Source organism: Undibacterium sp. SXout20W (assembly GCF_049340285.1).
In the GTDB taxonomy this organism is placed as follows: domain Bacteria; phylum Pseudomonadota; class Gammaproteobacteria; order Burkholderiales; family Burkholderiaceae_D; genus Undibacterium.
On record NZ_JBMPPH010000015.1, the window covers coordinates 75,972 to 93,088 of the forward strand.

Annotated in this window: 16 protein-coding genes; 8 read left to right on the plus strand and 8 right to left on the minus strand. The window is 47.4% G+C overall.

Annotated elements, in window-relative coordinates; all coding sequences use genetic code 11:
- Positions 1-14 precede the first annotated feature (14 nt).
- The 5 genes from ACO0K1_RS10165 to ACO0K1_RS10185 all read right to left on the minus strand — a co-directional run bounded on the left by ACO0K1_RS10165 (position 15) and on the right by ACO0K1_RS10185 (position 5,599).
- Positions 15-509 (minus strand): Fur family transcriptional regulator, encoded by a 495-nt coding sequence (locus ACO0K1_RS10165; protein WP_423025285.1) that lies wholly within the window; start codon positions 507-509, stop codon positions 15-17.
- A gap of 222 nt (positions 510-731) precedes the next feature.
- On the minus strand, positions 732-1,697 hold the full coding sequence (gene xerC, locus ACO0K1_RS10170) for a tyrosine recombinase XerC (protein WP_423025287.1): 966 nt from the start codon (positions 1,695-1,697) through the stop codon (positions 732-734).
- Positions 1,698-1,719: 22 nt separating this feature from the next.
- A complete protein-coding gene (locus ACO0K1_RS10175) occupies positions 1,720-2,379 on the minus strand; it encodes a DUF484 family protein (RefSeq protein ID WP_423025289.1) in 660 nt (219 codons plus the stop codon).
- 8 nt (positions 2,380-2,387) lie between these two features.
- The gene (gene dapF / locus ACO0K1_RS10180; RefSeq protein WP_423025291.1) at positions 2,388-3,239 is read right to left on the minus strand and encodes a diaminopimelate epimerase; all 852 of its coding nucleotides are present in this window, start codon (positions 3,237-3,239) and stop codon (positions 2,388-2,390) included.
- Between the two features lie 44 nt (positions 3,240-3,283).
- Positions 3,284-5,599 carry a methyl-accepting chemotaxis protein gene (locus tag ACO0K1_RS10185; protein ID WP_423025293.1) on the minus strand — a complete coding sequence of 772 codons (2,316 nt, stop codon included), beginning with the start codon at positions 5,597-5,599 and terminating at the stop codon, positions 3,284-3,286.
- A 322-nt stretch (positions 5,600-5,921) separates the two neighbouring features.
- On the opposite strand from ACO0K1_RS10185, the gene ACO0K1_RS10190 reads away from it, so the two are divergent.
- The 3 genes from ACO0K1_RS10190 to ACO0K1_RS10200 all read left to right on the plus strand — a co-directional run bounded on the left by ACO0K1_RS10190 (position 5,922) and on the right by ACO0K1_RS10200 (position 11,812).
- Positions 5,922-9,503 (plus strand): indolepyruvate ferredoxin oxidoreductase family protein, encoded by a 3,582-nt coding sequence (locus tag ACO0K1_RS10190; RefSeq protein ID WP_423025295.1) that lies wholly within the window; start codon positions 5,922-5,924, stop codon positions 9,501-9,503.
- A 429-nt stretch (positions 9,504-9,932) separates the two neighbouring features.
- Positions 9,933-11,429 (plus strand): peptide MFS transporter, encoded by a 1,497-nt coding sequence (locus ACO0K1_RS10195; RefSeq protein WP_423025297.1) that lies wholly within the window; start codon positions 9,933-9,935, stop codon positions 11,427-11,429.
- Positions 11,426-11,812, plus strand: coding sequence for a DUF423 domain-containing protein (locus ACO0K1_RS10200; protein WP_423025299.1), 387 nt, complete (start codon positions 11,426-11,428; stop codon positions 11,810-11,812). Before ACO0K1_RS10195 ends, ACO0K1_RS10200 begins: the two co-directional genes overlap by 4 nt.
- 54 nt (positions 11,813-11,866) lie before the next feature.
- Here the strand turns inward: ACO0K1_RS10200 and ACO0K1_RS10205 are convergent, their stop codons facing one another.
- The gene (locus ACO0K1_RS10205; RefSeq protein ID WP_423025301.1) at positions 11,867-12,478 is read right to left on the minus strand and encodes a glutathione S-transferase family protein; all 612 of its coding nucleotides are present in this window, start codon (positions 12,476-12,478) and stop codon (positions 11,867-11,869) included.
- A gap of 274 nt (positions 12,479-12,752) precedes the next feature.
- On the opposite strand from ACO0K1_RS10205, the gene ACO0K1_RS10210 reads away from it, so the two are divergent.
- From ACO0K1_RS10210 to ACO0K1_RS10220, 3 genes are all read left to right on the plus strand, one after another.
- The gene (locus ACO0K1_RS10210) at positions 12,753-12,959 is read left to right on the plus strand and encodes a hypothetical protein (protein WP_423025303.1); all 207 of its coding nucleotides are present in this window, start codon (positions 12,753-12,755) and stop codon (positions 12,957-12,959) included.
- Positions 12,960-13,191: 232 nt separating this feature from the next.
- On the plus strand, positions 13,192-13,851 hold the full coding sequence (locus ACO0K1_RS10215) for a glutathione S-transferase family protein (RefSeq protein WP_423025305.1): 660 nt from the start codon (positions 13,192-13,194) through the stop codon (positions 13,849-13,851).
- A gap of 138 nt (positions 13,852-13,989) precedes the next feature.
- A complete protein-coding gene (locus ACO0K1_RS10220; RefSeq protein WP_423025307.1) occupies positions 13,990-14,313 on the plus strand; it encodes a low molecular weight protein tyrosine phosphatase family protein in 324 nt (107 codons plus the stop codon).
- Between the two features lie 9 nt (positions 14,314-14,322).
- Here the strand turns inward: ACO0K1_RS10220 and ACO0K1_RS10225 are convergent, their stop codons facing one another.
- A complete protein-coding gene (locus ACO0K1_RS10225) occupies positions 14,323-14,802 on the minus strand; it encodes a GNAT family N-acetyltransferase (protein WP_423025309.1) in 480 nt (159 codons plus the stop codon).
- A 312-nt stretch (positions 14,803-15,114) separates the two neighbouring features.
- Here ACO0K1_RS10225 and ACO0K1_RS10230 point away from each other — a divergent pair, with 312 nt between their 5' ends.
- A complete protein-coding gene (locus tag ACO0K1_RS10230) occupies positions 15,115-16,410 on the plus strand; it encodes an acetyl-CoA hydrolase/transferase family protein (protein WP_423025311.1) in 1,296 nt (431 codons plus the stop codon).
- Between the two features lie 201 nt (positions 16,411-16,611).
- Entirely contained in the window at positions 16,612-16,845 is a 234-nt protein-coding gene (locus ACO0K1_RS10235; protein ID WP_423025313.1) for a hypothetical protein, read from the plus strand.
- An 84-nt stretch (positions 16,846-16,929) separates the two neighbouring features.
- Here the strand turns inward: ACO0K1_RS10235 and ACO0K1_RS10240 are convergent.
- Positions 16,930-17,117: transposase (locus ACO0K1_RS10240; protein ID WP_423025315.1), on the minus strand; the 188-nt coding region annotated here is incomplete at its 5' end.

A 17,117-nucleotide genomic window follows, 5' to 3' on the forward strand; every position in this document is an offset into this window, starting at 1 on the left:
GTTGAGACTCTGAGCTAGTGAGCGCAATCCGCACACCAGCCCTTAATGGTGAGCTCTATTTCGTGGCTCAGAAAGCCGGCCCCGAGGGCGCTTTGTAAGCTTGCCTGCCAGAGTTGATTAGGACTATCAGGATGCTGTGCATCATCGAGACAAAATACGCGAGTACAGCGAGTGCATTTGAAATGACCATGCGCATGTTGGTTTTTGCTTACTGTACTAACGGAGGATGGTTCATGCCCGGTGCTGTAGCGAAAAACCCGGTCATCGCCAGGAATTTTATGCGTGATGCCAGCATCATACAGACAATCTAGTGCCCGATATAGTGTGACACGGTCCAAGTCTGGCAACGCCATTTGCACTTCTAAATGGGATAGAGCACGTCTGGCGTCGAGCAATACCGCCAAGACCTGGCATCTCGCGCTCGTCGCCCGGACGCCACTTGCGATCAGCATTGCGCTGGCGGATGACTGGTGTTGGGTAAGTTGCGGCGTATCGATGGTTTTCATCATGCTATGGCTGGTCACGGACGCCTTATTATGCCTTAAAGTGCAATTGAGTTGCAAAATTGCCCGGGATTTCCCGGATTAAATAAGTTGCCAAATATGGCAAAAAAACCTAGTTTGATTTTTGAGTATTTTTTGAATATTCAAGGTACTGGGGTGAGTAATTTTTTTCCGCCTTGTAATTCTCTTGATAAATTACATGAATATTTAAAAATAGTGGGGAGTATATTATTTTTTGGCGCGTGGATGAGCGGCGTCATAGACTTTGGCCAGATGTTGAAAATCTAGCGATGTGTACACCTGAGTAGCCGCAATTGAACTGTGCCCGAGCATTTCCTGCACCGCACGCAAATCCCCTGATGACTGCAAAATATGGGAGGCAAACGAGTGGCGCAGCATATGAGGATGGACATTGGCAGGAATGTTCAGACTTTGAGCATGCGCCTTGATGCGCAGTTGGACGAGCCGCGCAGAGATGCGGGTGCCTCGTTCAGTTAAAAAAAGCGGGTGTGGATCCGCTTTGAGCAAACTTCCGCGGATCGCAATCCAGTCCCGTAAGGCCATCATGGCGGGGCCACCCACCGGCACAATGCGTGGTTTATTTCCTTTACCGGTCACATGAACTTCGGCCTGCTCAAAATCCACCCAACCTGCCGAACTATAATTATCTTGCTGAACAAATTGAATGTCTAAATCGATCAGTTCAGAAACCCGTAACCCACTCGAATATAAGAGTTCAAACATGGCACGATTGGCTAACGACGTTGGTTGATCGTCACCACGGTGCGACACCAGACGTACTGCATCATCCGCGCCCAGTGCTTTCGGTAAAGGCTTGCTTTTCTTCGGCGCACGTACGCCTTCCACCGGATTGTTCGTCAAACCGTGTTGTTCCATGAGCCACTTAAAGTAGCCCCGCCAGCTCGATAATTTACGGGCAATACTGCGTGCATTGAGTTCTCTGGCATGTAATTGCGCAGTAAAACGGCGGATTTGTCTGGTATCGAGGTTGTTTAAGTTTAAGGCTTGCGCGTCAGCGAGTCGCTGCAATTCTTGCAGGTCCAGCTCATAGGCATTGATGGAATGAACGGATAATTGACGCTGACTGCGCAACATGTCCAGATAATCGGCAATCTGGGAATTGTCAGCGCTCCCATCCCCGGATGGTGTGGGATGGGTGTTACCTTGCGTCATGATGATGTGTTGCCCGACATTGTTACAGATCGATCAGACAAGCCAGCGCAGCACTGGTGGTATCCGCAATTTTGACTAAAAAGTCAGTCGCCATATCTTTGGTATATCGCCCCGGGTCTTGTGAGCCCAGAACCAATAAGCCAAATGTGGGTGACGTTGCAGAAAGACGCAAGGGCAACATGGCAATCGATTGAACGGGTTCGGTGGCGTCGATCCAGCTTGCTGCTTCAAAGTCTTGGTTGGCACCACAAAATGGCGTCTTCAAGCCTTTGGCAAACAGCATGGCATCTTCGCTCGCCGCCTCCGAAAACCAGGTATGTGTAAATTCGGGTGCAACATTCCATAAACGTAAGGTTGCATGCGGCAAGAAAAATATATCCTGCAAACCTTGCGTCAAAATAAACGGCAGGTCGACGTCATTACGGGCCAACAGCAAGGTGCGCGTCCAAACCTGAAATTTGTTGGTAATGTCGAGATTTTCATCGGCGAGGCGCATCAATTCGGCCAATTTTAATTCGAGGGTGCGGTATTTTTCGCGTACCACTTCCATTTGGCGTTCTTGCAATGAAATTGCCCGACCCATGACCGGGCTGGTGAGTTTGATAGAGCTTAGCAACTCAGCATGTTCTTCAAAAAAATGCGGATGCTGGATCAGATAGGTTGCGATGTCAGTTGAATTCATTACATTGATCAGAGATTAATTTCGCCTTCGAAGACCGTAACAGCCGGGCCACTGAGCATGACAGATTTTCCTTCCCCTTGCCATGCAATTGACAGCTCACCACCACGCATAGTCACACGAACCGGGCTATCGAGCAAGCCGCGCCGGATACCTGCAACGACAGCAGCACATGCGCCCGTGCCACATGCCAGAGTTTCGCCTGCACCACGTTCGAATACACGCAATGCAATATGATGGCGATCGTTGACTTGCATGAAGCCAGCATTGACGCGTCGTGGGAAGCGTAGATGATGTTCTATTTCTGGGCCGTCATTGGCAACCGGCGCGTTTGCGACCTCGCTGACGACTTGTACAGCGTGTGGATTCCCCATTGAAACTACCGAAAACAAACATTCTTTACCATGGATAACCAACGGCCACAAAGCATCATCACCTTGTTTGACAGCATTCAGTCCCGTGTTATCGAACGGTACTTTGATCGGGTCGAGTACCGGCGCACCCATATCGACGGTAATGCTGCCGTCCGCTTCTAATCTAGGCTCAATGATGCCACTCATGGTTTCTACCCGGATGCTGGACTTGTCGGTGAGCTTTTTGTCGATCACAAAGCGCACAAACGCTCGTGAGCCATTGCCGCATTGCTCGACTTCGCCGCCATCCGCATTAAAAATACGGTAGCGGAAATCTACATCAGCTTGCTGCGCACGTTCAACCACGAGAATTTGATCGGCCCCGATCCCAAATCGACGGTCGCCAATGTGCTTCCATTGTTCTGGAGTGAACTGGATATCCTGGTTAATGGCGTCTATCACGACAAAATCATTGCCGGCGCCATGCATTTTGGTGAATTTGATTTTCATCCGCCCATTATATCGCGGGAAACCCATCCTGCTGTAGTCATCACTCAGGTTTTATAAATGCCACAGCCAATCACGATATTGTCACTGACGATCTCAATATACGAGGTCTTATGTTCGATTTTCTTTGAAATAGGATTGGTAATTTGATAATCAATCCAGTCGCCATTTTCACCGACATTAAAGGCGTCTGATACGAGCTTCTTACCGTCCAGACCTGGGACATTGAACAAATTGACCTTAAGTTTTTCGGCATTATTCCCGAATGCCAAATATTGACCCTGGCGGTTAAAGGCGAATACATACATGTCTTTGTCTGCAAACTGATGTTGCGTATCTGCAGTAATCATGGCAAGCGCATGTTGCCCTTTTTGCGAGTACAGGGCCACTGCCTTCTTGACCAGCGCAAACGCTTCATTGGCAGTTCCCTGACGTAACTTAAATGCAGAAACAGAGGTCGCTAAGCCGCTTGCACGATCTTCGAGATTCATCGCTACGTATTTAGCTTGTTCCGCCATTTGACCATTGCTTTGCGTAATTTCATCTAAATTACGCAAAGCCTCAGAGATCTGACTCAGGCCATTACTTTGCTCGACCGAGGCCATCGAAATTTGGTTAATACTGCCTGCAAGGTCACGAATACCTTTGACAATATCACTGAGAGTTCGATTCACATCATTAATCTTCGCGACGCCATCCTTGACTTGATGTACTGATTCGTCAATCAAGGTCCGGATTTCTTTCGCAGAGGCAGAGCTGCGTTGCGCCAGATTGCGGACTTCTGCCGCGACCACAGCAAAACCGCGACCCTGTTCACCGGCGCGAGCGGCTTCGACCGCAGCATTGAGGGCCAGGATATTAGTTTGAAAGGCGATACCATCGATGATGCTAACGATATCCTGAACTTTTAATGCACTAGTCTGTATTTGCTGCATGGATGTCACGGCTTGCAACATCGTTTCACCACCCGATTCAGCGATCATGGTCACCGTCGATGCCATATGATCGACCTGGGTTGCGCTGTCGGCATTTTTCTTCACGGTATCAGCAAGATCTTCAACGCTGGCGGAGGTTTGTTCAAGGCTGGAAGCTTGTTGTTCGGTTCGTGCAGATAAATCACTGATATTCTCGGCCAAGCCTTTACCGACCTGTGACACCATATGCGAATTGCTGCGCACCGTGGCAACCAACGAGGACAATTGCAGGTTCATTTCCTCCAGAGTCTGACCTGTCCTGGCGAGTTCATCTGAACCATCGACGTGAATCTGCCGCGTCAGGTCGCCGCTCGACACAGCTTGTGCAGATTCACGCAACGTGAAAACGCTTTGCATTAAGTTGCGATAAAAGGCTAATAAAAAATAAATCGTCAATAAGGCACAAAACACTGTAACGCCGGATATCACCAGCTTGCTGGTTTGCAACTGATGAACCCGTTGTTCTAACAACAAATGTAAGCGAGAAGTTAGTACTTTTTGTAAAGCCAAAGCTTTATTGATGGCATTCGTTCCCTGTTCAAAATACATGTTGGCATCGCCACTGACTTCTTCGCTTAGCAGACTTTTTTTGCTCAAAGCGGCAAATTCCTGACTGGCTTTGATTGCTAGCGCGGCTTCTGGCGGGATGATTTCGCCGGCTCTCTGCAATGGCCCTTGCGACTGATCAACAGCGTCTAGTGCCGTTTGTAAGGCGTCAAGACGCGCTGTCACCGCTGCTTGGTCGGCGGGAAGCATAGTTTTAGACTTGACATAGCCCGCACCTATTCCACGGAGTTGCGCAATTTGCTCTATCCAAATCGGTAATTTTTGCAGTGACGTATCCATCAAAAAATACGTATTTGCCTCAGGATCGAGTAGCAGACCACTTTGTTCCGCTGTTAAGGATAACAATTGTTGTAAGCGTTTGATGAGCGCAGTGTGCTGACGCCGGTTTTCCAGCGCGTTACCGGCGATTTTTCCAGCGACCAGCTGACCTAATTCATTTTGTAACGGCTCCCAACTTGCAGCGAGTTGCCATTCCGGTTTCGCTTTGACGTCCTCTGCGACAATGGCGATATCTGCTTTCATTGCTGTGCGAATTTTTTCTAACGCCTCATCAACATTTTCGCCTGCCAATTTCAGATTGGTCTGGCCACGATGTTTTTGTGTTTGAATCACCAAATCCATCTGATGAACACCAACATCAATACCATTGAATTCCCCTTTTGCAACGTCCAGATCGGTGTTGGCGCGTTGCAACAAGTAGCTGCTCATGCAGAAAATGGGGAGAAGAGCGATGACAAATACGGCGAGTAACTTCGCGCGTAGACTCAAGTGGCTTAATAATTTGCTGGCGGGTCGCAGAATGTTACTTATGATCGAAGACATAAAAACTCCTAAACATGGCGCGTGATTTTGTATTGTTACACAAATGAAACAATTAAAAAATATCTTTAATGCAAATAAATCGAACTGGTATTAGGGATTTTAAGACGACTAACGTCTAGGACGAGTAAAACTTGACCAGTACACTTTATTGAAGTGTCAGTCATACTGTACTGGTCTTTTTGTGATGCACTGTCCATGTGGTCGGGCGATACAGCATGTTAATGTGCGCACACAATTAAAAGTATATGATGCACCCACAAGGTGATTCTATTTTGTTGTGAATAAGCATCGCAACACGAAAATATAAGAGCACGGAGACCCCATGAACGCACCACTCACACCTGAACAACAGACGCTAATCGATCACTCGATTACTCTTGACGACAAATACACGCTGGAGCGCGGACGCGCTTTTATGACCGGCACCCAGGCCTTAATACGCTTGATGATGCTACAGCGCCAAGCCGATGAAAAAGCGGGTCTTAACACTGCTGGCTTCATCAGCGGTTACCGCGGTTCACCGCTGGGAAATGTCGATCTGACTGCCGCTAAAGCAAAAAAGCATTTATCGAAATATCACGTTAAATTTCATCCTGGTGTGAATGAAGATCTGGCCGCCACCACAGTGTGGGGTACGCAGCAGGTCAACATGTTCCCCGGCGCGAAATACGATGGCGTATTTGCGATGTGGTACGGCAAAGGGCCAGGTGTTGATCGTTGTGGTGACGTCTTTAAACATGCCAACTTAGCAGGCACGTCAAAACATGGTGGTGTACTGGTCGTCGCGGGTGATGATCATGCTGCAAAATCATCGACAGCTGCCCATCAAAGTGAGCACATTCTGAAAGCATGTGGTATTCCGGTGCTGTATCCGTCGACAGTCCAGGAATATCTGGATTACGGTTTGCATGGCATCGCATTATCCCGTTACACCGGGTTATGGGTGTCAATGAAATGCGTGACCGACATCGTTGAATCTGGTGCAGTCGTTGATATTGATCCTGATCGTGTTCAACCTATCATTCCTGCGGAATTTGTCTTGCCTGCTGATGGCGTTAACATCCGCACACCGGATCCGGTTCTGGCGCAAGAAACGCGCATGAATAATTACAAATGGTACGCTGCCTTAGCTTATGCGCGCGCCAACAAATTAAATCAAATTATCTGGGATAGCCCAGGTGCCAAGATTGGTATTATCACCGCCGGCAAATCGTACCTCGATACCCGTCAGGCTTTGGCCGACTTGGGAATTGATGAACAAGTTGCCAAAGATATTGGTATTCGCCTGTATAAAATCGGCATGACCTGGCCGTTAGAATCCGAAGGTGTCCGCGAATTCGCCACCGGCCTCGAAGAAATTCTGGTGGTCGAAGAAAAACGTCAGATTCTTGAATATGCACTCAAGGAAGAACTGTATAACTGGGAAGATAGTGTTCGCCCACGCGTGGTAGGTAAATTCGATGACTCCGGCGAATGGAGCAATGTTCATGGTTCTGGTCACGGTGAATGGTTATTACCTGCAACCTATGAATTAAGCCCGGCACAGATTGCCCGTGCGATTGCTTCACGTATTACGCGCTACTTTGCCGGACACCCGGTTGAACAACGCGTGCAAGAACGTGTAGCCTATCTGGAAGCCAAAGAGCAAATGCTCAATACGGTCGGTAAGCCAGATGCCAATAAAGATCGGGTGCCGCATTTCTGCTCTGGCTGCCCGCACAATACCTCGACTAAAGTTCCACAAGGTAGTCGCGCATTAGCTGGTATCGGTTGCCATTACATGGTGACCTGGATGGATCGCGAAACGTCGACGTTCACACACATGGGTGCGGAAGGTGTGACGTGGGTTGGTGCGTCACCATTCACCAACGAAAAACACGTGTTCTGTAATCTGGGAGACGGTACTTATTACCACTCAGGATTACTGGCAATCCGTGCTGCGGTTTCTGGTGACGTGAATATCACTTACAAAATTCTGTTTAATGATGCCGTCGCGATGACGGGCGGTCAGGAATTTGACGGCCCACTCGATCCTGGCATGATTTCACGTCAGATCGCTGCGGAAGGCGTCAATCCGATTATCGTTGTCACTGATGAACCAGAGAAATACCCAGCCGGTTATCCATGGGCTGCGGGTGTGACTGTGCGCCATCGTTCCGAGCTCGATGCCGTACAACGCGAATTGCGTGAATGCAAAGGCGTGTCGGCAATGATTTATGACCAAACCTGTGCCTCAGAAAAACGCCGCCGCCGGAAAAAATTCGACAAAAACGGCAAGCCAGCTTTCCCTGATCCAGCCAAACGCGCGGTGATCAATGAAGCGGTGTGCGAAGGTTGCGGCGATTGCTCAGTGCAATCTAACTGCTTGTCCGTCGAACCCTTGGAAACCGAATTAGGTCGTAAGCGTCAGATCAATCAATCTTCATGCAACAAGGATTTCTCTTGCGTGACCGGTTTCTGCCCGAGTTTTGTGACGGTGGAAGGCGGCAAGCTGAAGAAGCCAGCGAAGACCAAAATCGAAGCAGGTAACGCTTTAGATGTGAATACCTTACCGTATCCATCTCTGCCCAAGACCGAAGTACCATTTGGCGTGTTGGTCACTGGTGTGGGTGGTACAGGTGTCATCACTATCGGTCAGATCATGGCGATGGCGGCGCATTTGCAAGGCAAAGCGTGTTCTGTGCTGGATATGACAGGCCTGGCGCAAAAAGGCGGCGCGGTGATGTCACACGTACGCTTGGCTGATAAGGCAGAAGACATCCAGTCGACACGCGTTGGTACTGGTATGGCGGATCTGGTTATCGGTTGCGATCTGATTGTGACTGCTGGCAAAGATGCCTTGTCACGCATGGGTGAAGGCCGTACATTTGCCGCGATCAATGCCAATGGCACGCCAACTTCGACCTTCATCAAAAACCCGAACTGGCAATTCCCTGGTGAGGCCGCAGAGCAAGATATCATCAAAGCCTGTGGCGAAGGCCGCGTTGATCTGATCGACGCAGCATCGATTGCGACTGCACTGATGGGTGACAATATTGCGACCAATATGTTTATCCTCGGTTACGCATGGCAAAAAGGCTGGGTGCCACTTGAAGGCGTGGCGTTGATGCGTGCCATTGAACTCAATGCTGTATCGATTGATTTCAATAAACAAGCATTCAACTGGGGCCGTCTGGCGGCGCATGATTTGGCAGCCGTAAAACGTTTGGTGACACCAGCACAAGTGGTCGAGTTGAAACGTGCGCCAAGTCTGGAAGACACGATCAACAAACGCATTGCTTTCCTGACGGATTATCAAAACGTGTCGTATGCACAGCAATACGCTGACTTTGTGGCACAGGTCAAAGCTGCCGAAACCAAAGTTGCTGATGGCAAGCCTTTACGTTTAACAGAAGCAGTTGCGAAATATCTGTTCAAACTGATGGCGTACAAAGACGAATATGAAGTTGCTCGTCTGTACACCGATGGCAAGTTCCAGAAGAAAATTGCCGATATGTTTGAAGGTGATTACGAAATCAACTTCCATCTGGCACCGCCATTGTTTGCCAAACGTGATGCACAAGGTCATCTGATTAAGCAGCAATTTGGTCCATGGATGATGAAAGCATTTGGCTTACTTGCCAGCATGAAGTCTTTACGTGGCGGCGCGTTGGATATCTTCGGCTACACTGAAGAACGCCGTATGGAACGCGCATTGCCTGTCGACTACAAGCAAACGATCAGCAAATTGCTGCCTATGTTGAATGCAGATAATTTGGCAAAAGCGGTGGCGGTGGCAAGTATTCCAGAAGATATCCGCGGTTACGGTCATGTCAAAGAGCGTCATCTGGCCGCAGCCAAAAATAAAGAAGCGAGTTTGTTTGCTGAATTTAATACGGCAAAAGCACAGCAAAAAGTGGCGTAATCAAATCATCACATAATAGAAAAAATAGAAAAAAATAGAAAAAATACAAAATGACCAGTTTCGTCTGGTCATTTTTTTTGCTCAGTCTTGTAGGGAGGGGGCAACCTGCGTGGGTCTTTTTCGTTCGTAAGTGGCCGCCGGGCCACACCCGGCTTGGCTCTACGAAGAGCAATCGCTTTCTATAGTACAAATGACACAATAAGGCGTACATCAGGATTGGCGTGGATAACAATATCAATGGCATCTGTAACAGGAAATACGTCCAAGCTTGAATTCACAAAATTAGTTTTTTCCATAAAATGACCGACTTTATTCGGTCATTTTTAAATTGGTTGAATCTTATTCGTCATCCCGCAGCGCACACCACAAATACCACATTGCGGCTCTGGCTCTGCTTTACAATGCTCGCCACACAAACGGGAGTCGATTTTGTCCATCATTAAACAAAAGTTATCAAGCATACCTGAAGGGTCTGCTGCTTTATTTTTTATACAAATTTTTGCTACGCTCGGTTTTGCGATCCTGTATTCGACATTAGTCTTATATGCGACCAAGAAACTCAACTTCAGCGTCAAGGAAGCGACCGCCATCATGGGTGTCTTCGGTGCCTTCAATTATGGCCTGCACTTATTTGGCGGCTATCTGGGGGGGCGGTTTATCAGCAACCGGAATTTGTTTGTCGGCGGGATGATTTTGCAAGTGCTAGGTTGCGCCTGTATTTCTGGTGGCACCGTGATGCAAATGTATTGGGGTTTAGCCTTGTTTTTGACCGGTAGCGGCTTAAATGTTACCTGCATCAATATGATGCTGACGCAGCGTTTCGCGCCCGAAGATAATCGTCGTGAGGGCGCATTCTTGTGGAATTATGCTGGCATGAACCTGGGCTTTTTTATTGGCTTTAGCGCCGCTGGCTATTATCAATTGCTGGAAGATTATTCTAGTTTATTTATTTTTGCGACCATCGGCAACTTTATTTCTATCGTCTTAGCGGCATTCAACTGGAGGACTTTAAAAGACCGCGACACGCCTTTGTCGTTATCGACGCCAACAGAATTTAAGAAAAAAATGTTGGTGGGGCTGGCCGTCTTATTCGGCTTGGTACCAGTGGTTTTTTATATGTTGCATCAGGCGGAATCGACGGCGCAAATTATTTTGGCAATTGGTGTTCTGGTGGCGCTGGTGTTGATTTATCTTACTTTTATTCATCCAGATAAACGTGAGCGTCGCAATATGTCTGCATACCTCGTGTTTACGCTGGGTTCGGTCGTGTTTTGGACCCTTTATCAAATGGCGCCAACAGGCTTGCAGTTATTTGCGGTCAGCAATGTCGACCGTATGGTGATGGGCATGGAAATCGCCCCGCAGTGGATACAAAACATCAATACTTTTGTGATCGTGTTTGGTGGCCCTTTGATGGCAATGTGGTTTAAACAATTGCGCGCTAAGGGCTGGAACATTGATGTTTCATTGCAATTTGCAACCGCATTGGTTTTGATTGGACTGGGCTTTTTAGTTCTGCCACTTGGTATTATTCTGGCACCGTCCACGGGCATGGTCGCATTTAAATGGCTTTTTATTAGCTATATATTTCAGAGTATTGGCGAACTGCTGATTTCTCCTGTGGGATACGCGATGATTGGTCGTCTCGCACCAGCAAAATATCAAGGTGTGATGATGGGTACCTGGATGTTGGCGACTGGTATTGCTTCGATTTTGTCGAGCGATTTTTCTGGTATGGTGCCAGAAGCTGCGGATGGTACGGCAGTGACGACCAATCCCACTTATAGCCACGTGTTTGGTATGTTAGGCTGGGGTAGTGTCGCGGTCGGTGTCGTATTATTTGTCTTAATTCCATTCATGCGTAAATTAATCACGAATGGCCCGCCAAAAGAAGCAGAATCATCGATTCAAAGTACCGTTCTATGAAACAAACCACCTGCATCGTATTCGCCGCTTTAAATATGTTGGTCGCCGTGGCGGCCGGCGCCTTTGGTGCGCATGGACTTAAGACGGTGTTGAGCGTTGACATGTTGACGATCTGGCAGACGGCAGTGCATTACCAAATGGTGCATGCACTCGGTTTATTCGGGCTGGGCATACTCATGGCGCAATGGAGTGGTGCACGTTTATTGGCCCGAGCGGCGGTGCTGATGTTGGTGGGAATTGTCATTTTTAGTGGCAGCTTATACGTGCTGGCGCTGACGGGAATTACCTGGCTAGGCGCGATCACGCCGATTGGCGGTCTGGCATTTTTGTTGTCATGGTCAATGCTGGCGTGGTGCGCTTACCGCCGCCAGTCATCAAACTAAAACGTCGCCACTTAGTACCGGCACAAAGATAGCGAGTACGTCGTATTGACGGGGTTACTCGCTATATTTTTGCACTGCGCGTTGGTAGGCTGGACGAGCTTCTATCAACTCCACAAACCGCGTCAGATTCGGAAATGTATCGCGCCCTGCATTACGCACGCCAACTTGCGCCACAAACGACAATTGCACGTCGGCTGCAGTCAATGCATCGCCGACAAAATAATCGCGCCCTTCCAATTCCGCATTCAAATAACCCAAATGATTTGCGATCTCGCTATTGATACGCGGATGCAACGGTGCACCGGCTTCACCAAGACGCCCTACGTAGAGCTTCAATAACAGAGGTAGCATCGCTGAACCTTCAGCGTAATGCATGAATTGCAGATAGCGATAATAGTCTGCTGTACCCTTGGTTGGCACGAATTTACCATGGCCATACTCGGCGACCAGATAGTCAAGGATCGCACCTGACTCAATAAGCACTAAATCCTTATCCTTGATCACGGGGGCCTTGCCCAATGCGTGAATCGCTTTGAGTTCCGGTGGCGCCAGACGTGTTGTGGCGTCACGGTCATAACTGATAACGCTGTAGTCTAGCCCAAGCTCTTCCAGCATCCAGGTGATACGACGGGAACGCGATTCTTTCAGGTGATGGACTTCTATCATGGTAGCCTCGTTGATGTGGGTGATAAAACAAATAAGTTCTCATTATGCCGAGAATTATCAATGCGTGCTGCCACAGCGTTTTGTCGAGTTTCGGGGTGTCGTATACAGGGTTTCTTGTACTTATCTGTTCGAACACCGTTTTCAACCTTGTATCGAAGATCGAAAAATTTCAACTTGGCATCAAACAGACGTCGATTTTTTTTCAGTGACAGATGTTGATAAATAACATTTCGAATACAAATAACATGCAACTTGAAAATGTGGAGTGCAATGTATGTTTTTCTTTCGGCATCCGAAACCAGTGGTCGATTCACGCGCTATTGCGATGCAAGTGGTTCAACAAAAAGCAACAACTGACTTTAACTCAAAAGTCATCTTGCTCACTGATACAGACGATTGCGCTATTCAAGCCATTCAAGCCATTCAAACTATTCCAGAACCTGTTCCAACGATCACTGCCGACCTAGAGTTAGCAAAGTAATGTTACTAGTACAAGTTTGTATCGAGTATTCACATTAGGCCAGTAAAACCACATTGATTTGACGCTAGTGGCAATATAATTGAAATCGAGGCATATGAAGCACAGCAATAACAATGGCGAATGAAAGTGGTTTTTGAATTTCATTGACAAATGTGAGGGCGGTAGTCGGTAGCTCCTTCGCAGACCATTGTTGCCTTACATAGCCCAATCCATCCAATCACAAGGAGACTTCATGCTTAAGCTACACGGATTTGCCGTCAGTAATTATTTCAATATGGTTCATTTGGCATTACTGGAAAAAGGTCTTGAATTCGAGATAGTCACTGCGTATCCCAACAATAGCCCGGAATTTCTCGCGCATAGCCCGCGTGGCAAGGTGCCGTTTCTGGAAACGGAATTTGGTTTTATCAACGAGACCAACGCCATTCTTGAGTACCTCGAAGATAGTCAAGAAGGACAGCAACTGTTACCAGCGTCACCATTTGAGTGCGCGCAGGTGCGAACTTTGATGAAGGAAATCGAGCTCTATATCGAATTACCAGCAAGGCTGTGTTTTAACGAAGCGTTTTTTGGTGGAGTTGTGTCAGATGTGATTAAAGCCAAAGCAGAAACTGAGTTGCGCGCAGGTTTTGCGACCCTGAAACGTCACGCTAAATTTTCCCCTTATGTTGCTGGCGATCACTTTACCTTAGCCGATATCTATTTCTTGTACAGTGTCAGCCCTGCTATTCAGGTTGCGCAAAGGCTGTTCCAATTCAGTCCCTTGGACGATTTGCCGCAGGCTGGTGCTTTATTGAAATTGCTTGGCGTAAATCCACATGTGCAGAAAATCACCGCAGAAAGCGACGCCGCCAGACCAGCATTTATTGCGTACGTTCAATCGCAAAGATAGTTATTGTCTGTTTCGCCGTCGCGCCAACATGGATGCCGTGTGTGCATCCTGAAGTAGACAGTGAGTAAGCACAGTTTGCTCACTGCCCATCCATCACGCGCAGGTGACACGGCACGCTTAATAACAGGACATAAATAATTGAAACGAGCATTATTTATTTGTACGCAAAATCGATTGCATAGCCCGACCGCAGAACAGTTATTTTCGACCTGGCCAACTGTGGAAACGGATTCCGCGGGGCTTGGCAACGATGCAAATGTACCGCTTTCCTCGGAACAATTAGCCTGGGCAAACATCATATTTGTCATGGAAAAAGCGCATAGAAGCAAACTTTCCAAAAAATTTAAAGCCTATTTAAATGGTAAGCGAGTAATTTGTTTAGATATTCCTGATGACGACGAATTTATGCAGCCCGAATTGGTGACGCTTCTTGAAGCAAAAGCAGGAAAATTTTTAAGATAGTGAAATGCATTATATCGTCTTGCTAACTTGACGCCATATTTCCATGGCGAGGACCTCGTCATTTGAATCGTCTTCACGAGCTTCAAAACCAAGTTGTTCGTAAAGATGAAGTGCAGCATGATTGTCCCGATAAACCCGCAAACTGATGATAGGCGTGGTCGTTGCGTCGAGGGTGGCGTCGATCAATAATTGGCAAAGTACCTTGCCAATACCTTGTCCGCGGTGTGCTGGGTTAACAATAATACGCCCAAGGTGAGTGCGCAAAGCATCTCGGGGCCAATATTGCGCAAATCCGTATAACTGGTCTTCTTCGCTCGTCAACGCTCGTCCAACTGCCCCTGCTTTATCCAAAATCTGACCTAAGTCAGTATGAACGAAGGGAAACTTGACTGTGGGCCCGGCCCACCGCTTGCAAGCCTTGCTATCGTTGATCCACGTTGCAATTTGTTGAAAATCAGTGTCGCGTACATGCCGCAATGTCATCTTCATGTAAGGTCTGAGGAGAATGATCAAGGGCATAGTCTACAAGTGAATTCGGTGGCTCGTAAAGAAGTGGTATGGCTGCGGTGGTGATTCGAGAATCACCAGACTGAATATTGTTGTTCGCAACGCTTACCGTTGTCTTCAATGCAGCTAGATCAGCATTTGTAGCAGACGGAGACTCATTACATAAATAGAACTCATGCTGCAGCGCATTATGGTTTGAAGGTCTGAGATTGCTCGTCTTTATAAAAGACAGATTTCAGAAAGCAAACCATGATAGGCGTGAGGTCGACAAAAATATAGAAAGCGTGGTTTAACATGTCATTTCAAGCTTTATATCAGCAAAAATTGTGCTCTGCGGAAGACGCTTTATCGTTGGTAAAAGACGGCGACAGCATTATCGTTCCCACCGGTGTCGGCGAACCTCCGGCATTATTGACTGCTTTATCTGAGCACCGCCGCCGGTTTCATGGCGTGACGGTGGCACAAATTCTGGCGGTCAAAAAATACGGTTATTTTGATCCCACTACAACCGAGCATGTACGCCATTTAGCCTTCTTTTTCGGCGCGGCTTCAAGGGCAGGTGGGCAAGCTGGCATCATTGATTTCATTCCGAGCTATTTTTCGGAAATGCCACAGCTGATTGAACGTGGTTATATCCGCTCGGATGTGGTTTTTTCTATTGCCTCGCCGATGGATGAGGACGGCTATTTTTCACTGAGTCTGGCGGCTGATTACACGATGGCAGCGATTGCAAAAGCGAGAGCAGTTGTCATCGAAGTTAATCCTAATGTCCCGTATGCAAATGGCAATTGCCGTATCCATATTTCTCAGGTTGCAGCGATTACGGAAAGTGCGGATGCGGTAACGGAAGTTGGCTTGCCAAAAATTGGTCCGGTACAACAAGCGATTGGTAAATATGTTGCCGATATGATCGAGGACGGATCGACGTTACAAATTGGTTACGGTGGCATTCCTGATGCTGTCGTAATGCAATTGACGAGCAAAAATGATTTAGGCATTCATACTGAAATGATCGGTGACGGTATTCTCACGCTGGTTGAAAGTGGCGCTGTCACCAACCGTAGAAAAAACTATTTACCCGGAAAAATGGTGGCGACTTTTGCTCTGGGTTCAAGAAAATTATATCAATTTTTACATCGTAATCCGATGATGGAAATGCATCCCGTCGACTTTACCAATGACCCATATCTGGCAGCTAAAAATGATCAGTTAGTGGCCATCAATGCGACCTTGCAAATTGATTTGTTGGGACAATGCGGTTCCGAAAGTCTGGCGCATGTTCCGTATTCAGGAACGGGTGGGCAAGTCGACTTTGTACGGGCGGCGAATCGTTCTAAAGATGGTAAGGCATTTATTGTTTTACCATCAACAGCTAAAGAAGATAGCATCACACGGATTGTGCCCACGCTCAGTCCCGGTACACACGTAACGACCGGAAAGAATGATATCAACTACGTTGTCACCGAATTTGGCGTCGCCCAATTACGCGGAAAATCGGCCAAGCAACGCGCGCAAGAAATGATTTCGATTGCGCATCCTGATTTTAGAGCAGAATTGACCGCGCAGGCGAAGTTGTTAAATCTGATGTAAAACGGTTAATTCGGCGTCAATTTTCTTCTGCCAACCATTCTCTGTATGAAATAGAAACCCGCTCATCGCGGGTTTCTGCGTGCTCCTGACCTTACAGCGACATTCACATGTTATGATGAAGAATCAGCCTTCACTTCTTAACGCCAAAGCATACGGTGTTTGAGACCTGGGTTCTCACAGCGTAAGTACACGGAACACATCATGATAAAAAAAATTGTCCTGGCTTACCTGATTTCTGTCTTTTTACCAGCGTATTGTCTGGCACAAACCGCCGTGTTTAAGTGCGAAGAAAATGGCCACACTGCATGGTCAGAATATCCGTGTAAAAACAAAGGGAAAGCCGTACGGATTAGCCCTCTAGGCAATGGCAAGGCAAAAAAAATTCCAAATACTGACAAATCTAAAACAGTCGATATCGGTCAGAATAAACACTAAACAATAAACAATCAGCAATAAGCAATCAGCAACACGAAACAAGGAATAAATAAGTAAAGTTTACTTTTATTACGATACGCGAGTTCAATTTTGAAGTGCAAGCGTATTTTTGAAGAATACCTGATTGGGTGTAAGGTATCCTAATCTTTTTCTTGGTCGATTATTCAGTCTATTCATGGCGTGATCAATCTCCTGTTGTGTAATCGTGGTGAAATCTCTGTTCTTCGGAAAGTATTGCCTAATCAATCCATTCGTGTTTTCGTTCGTTCCTC

Excerpts from the sequence above, each read along its gene's own strand:
- ACO0K1_RS10185 (WP_423025293.1), bottom strand. The coding sequence starts at position 5,599 with ATGTCTTCGATCATAAGTAACATTCTGCGACCCGCCAGCAAATTATTA.
- ACO0K1_RS10205 (WP_423025301.1), bottom strand. The coding sequence starts at position 12,478 with ATGATAGAAGTCCATCACCTGAAAGAATCGCGTTCCCGTCGTATCACC.
- dapF (WP_423025291.1), bottom strand. The coding sequence starts at position 3,239 with ATGAAAATCAAATTCACCAAAATGCATGGCGCCGGCAATGATTTTGTC.
- ACO0K1_RS10200 (WP_423025299.1), top strand. The coding sequence starts at position 11,426 with ATGAAACAAACCACCTGCATCGTATTCGCCGCTTTAAATATGTTGGTC.
- ACO0K1_RS10235 (WP_423025313.1), top strand. The coding sequence starts at position 16,612 with ATGATAAAAAAAATTGTCCTGGCTTACCTGATTTCTGTCTTTTTACCA.
- ACO0K1_RS10230 (WP_423025311.1), top strand. The coding sequence starts at position 15,115 with ATGTCATTTCAAGCTTTATATCAGCAAAAATTGTGCTCTGCGGAAGAC.
- ACO0K1_RS10225 (WP_423025309.1), bottom strand. The coding sequence starts at position 14,802 with ATGAAGATGACATTGCGGCATGTACGCGACACTGATTTTCAACAAATT.
- ACO0K1_RS10175 (WP_423025289.1), bottom strand. The coding sequence starts at position 2,379 with ATGAATTCAACTGACATCGCAACCTATCTGATCCAGCATCCGCATTTT.
- ACO0K1_RS10165 (WP_423025285.1), bottom strand. The coding sequence starts at position 509 with ATGATGAAAACCATCGATACGCCGCAACTTACCCAACACCAGTCATCC.
- ACO0K1_RS10190 (WP_423025295.1), top strand. The coding sequence starts at position 5,922 with ATGAACGCACCACTCACACCTGAACAACAGACGCTAATCGATCACTCG.
- ACO0K1_RS10210 (WP_423025303.1), top strand. The coding sequence starts at position 12,753 with ATGTTTTTCTTTCGGCATCCGAAACCAGTGGTCGATTCACGCGCTATT.
- xerC (WP_423025287.1), bottom strand. The coding sequence starts at position 1,697 with ATGACGCAAGGTAACACCCATCCCACACCATCCGGGGATGGGAGCGCT.
- ACO0K1_RS10215 (WP_423025305.1), top strand. The coding sequence starts at position 13,192 with ATGCTTAAGCTACACGGATTTGCCGTCAGTAATTATTTCAATATGGTT.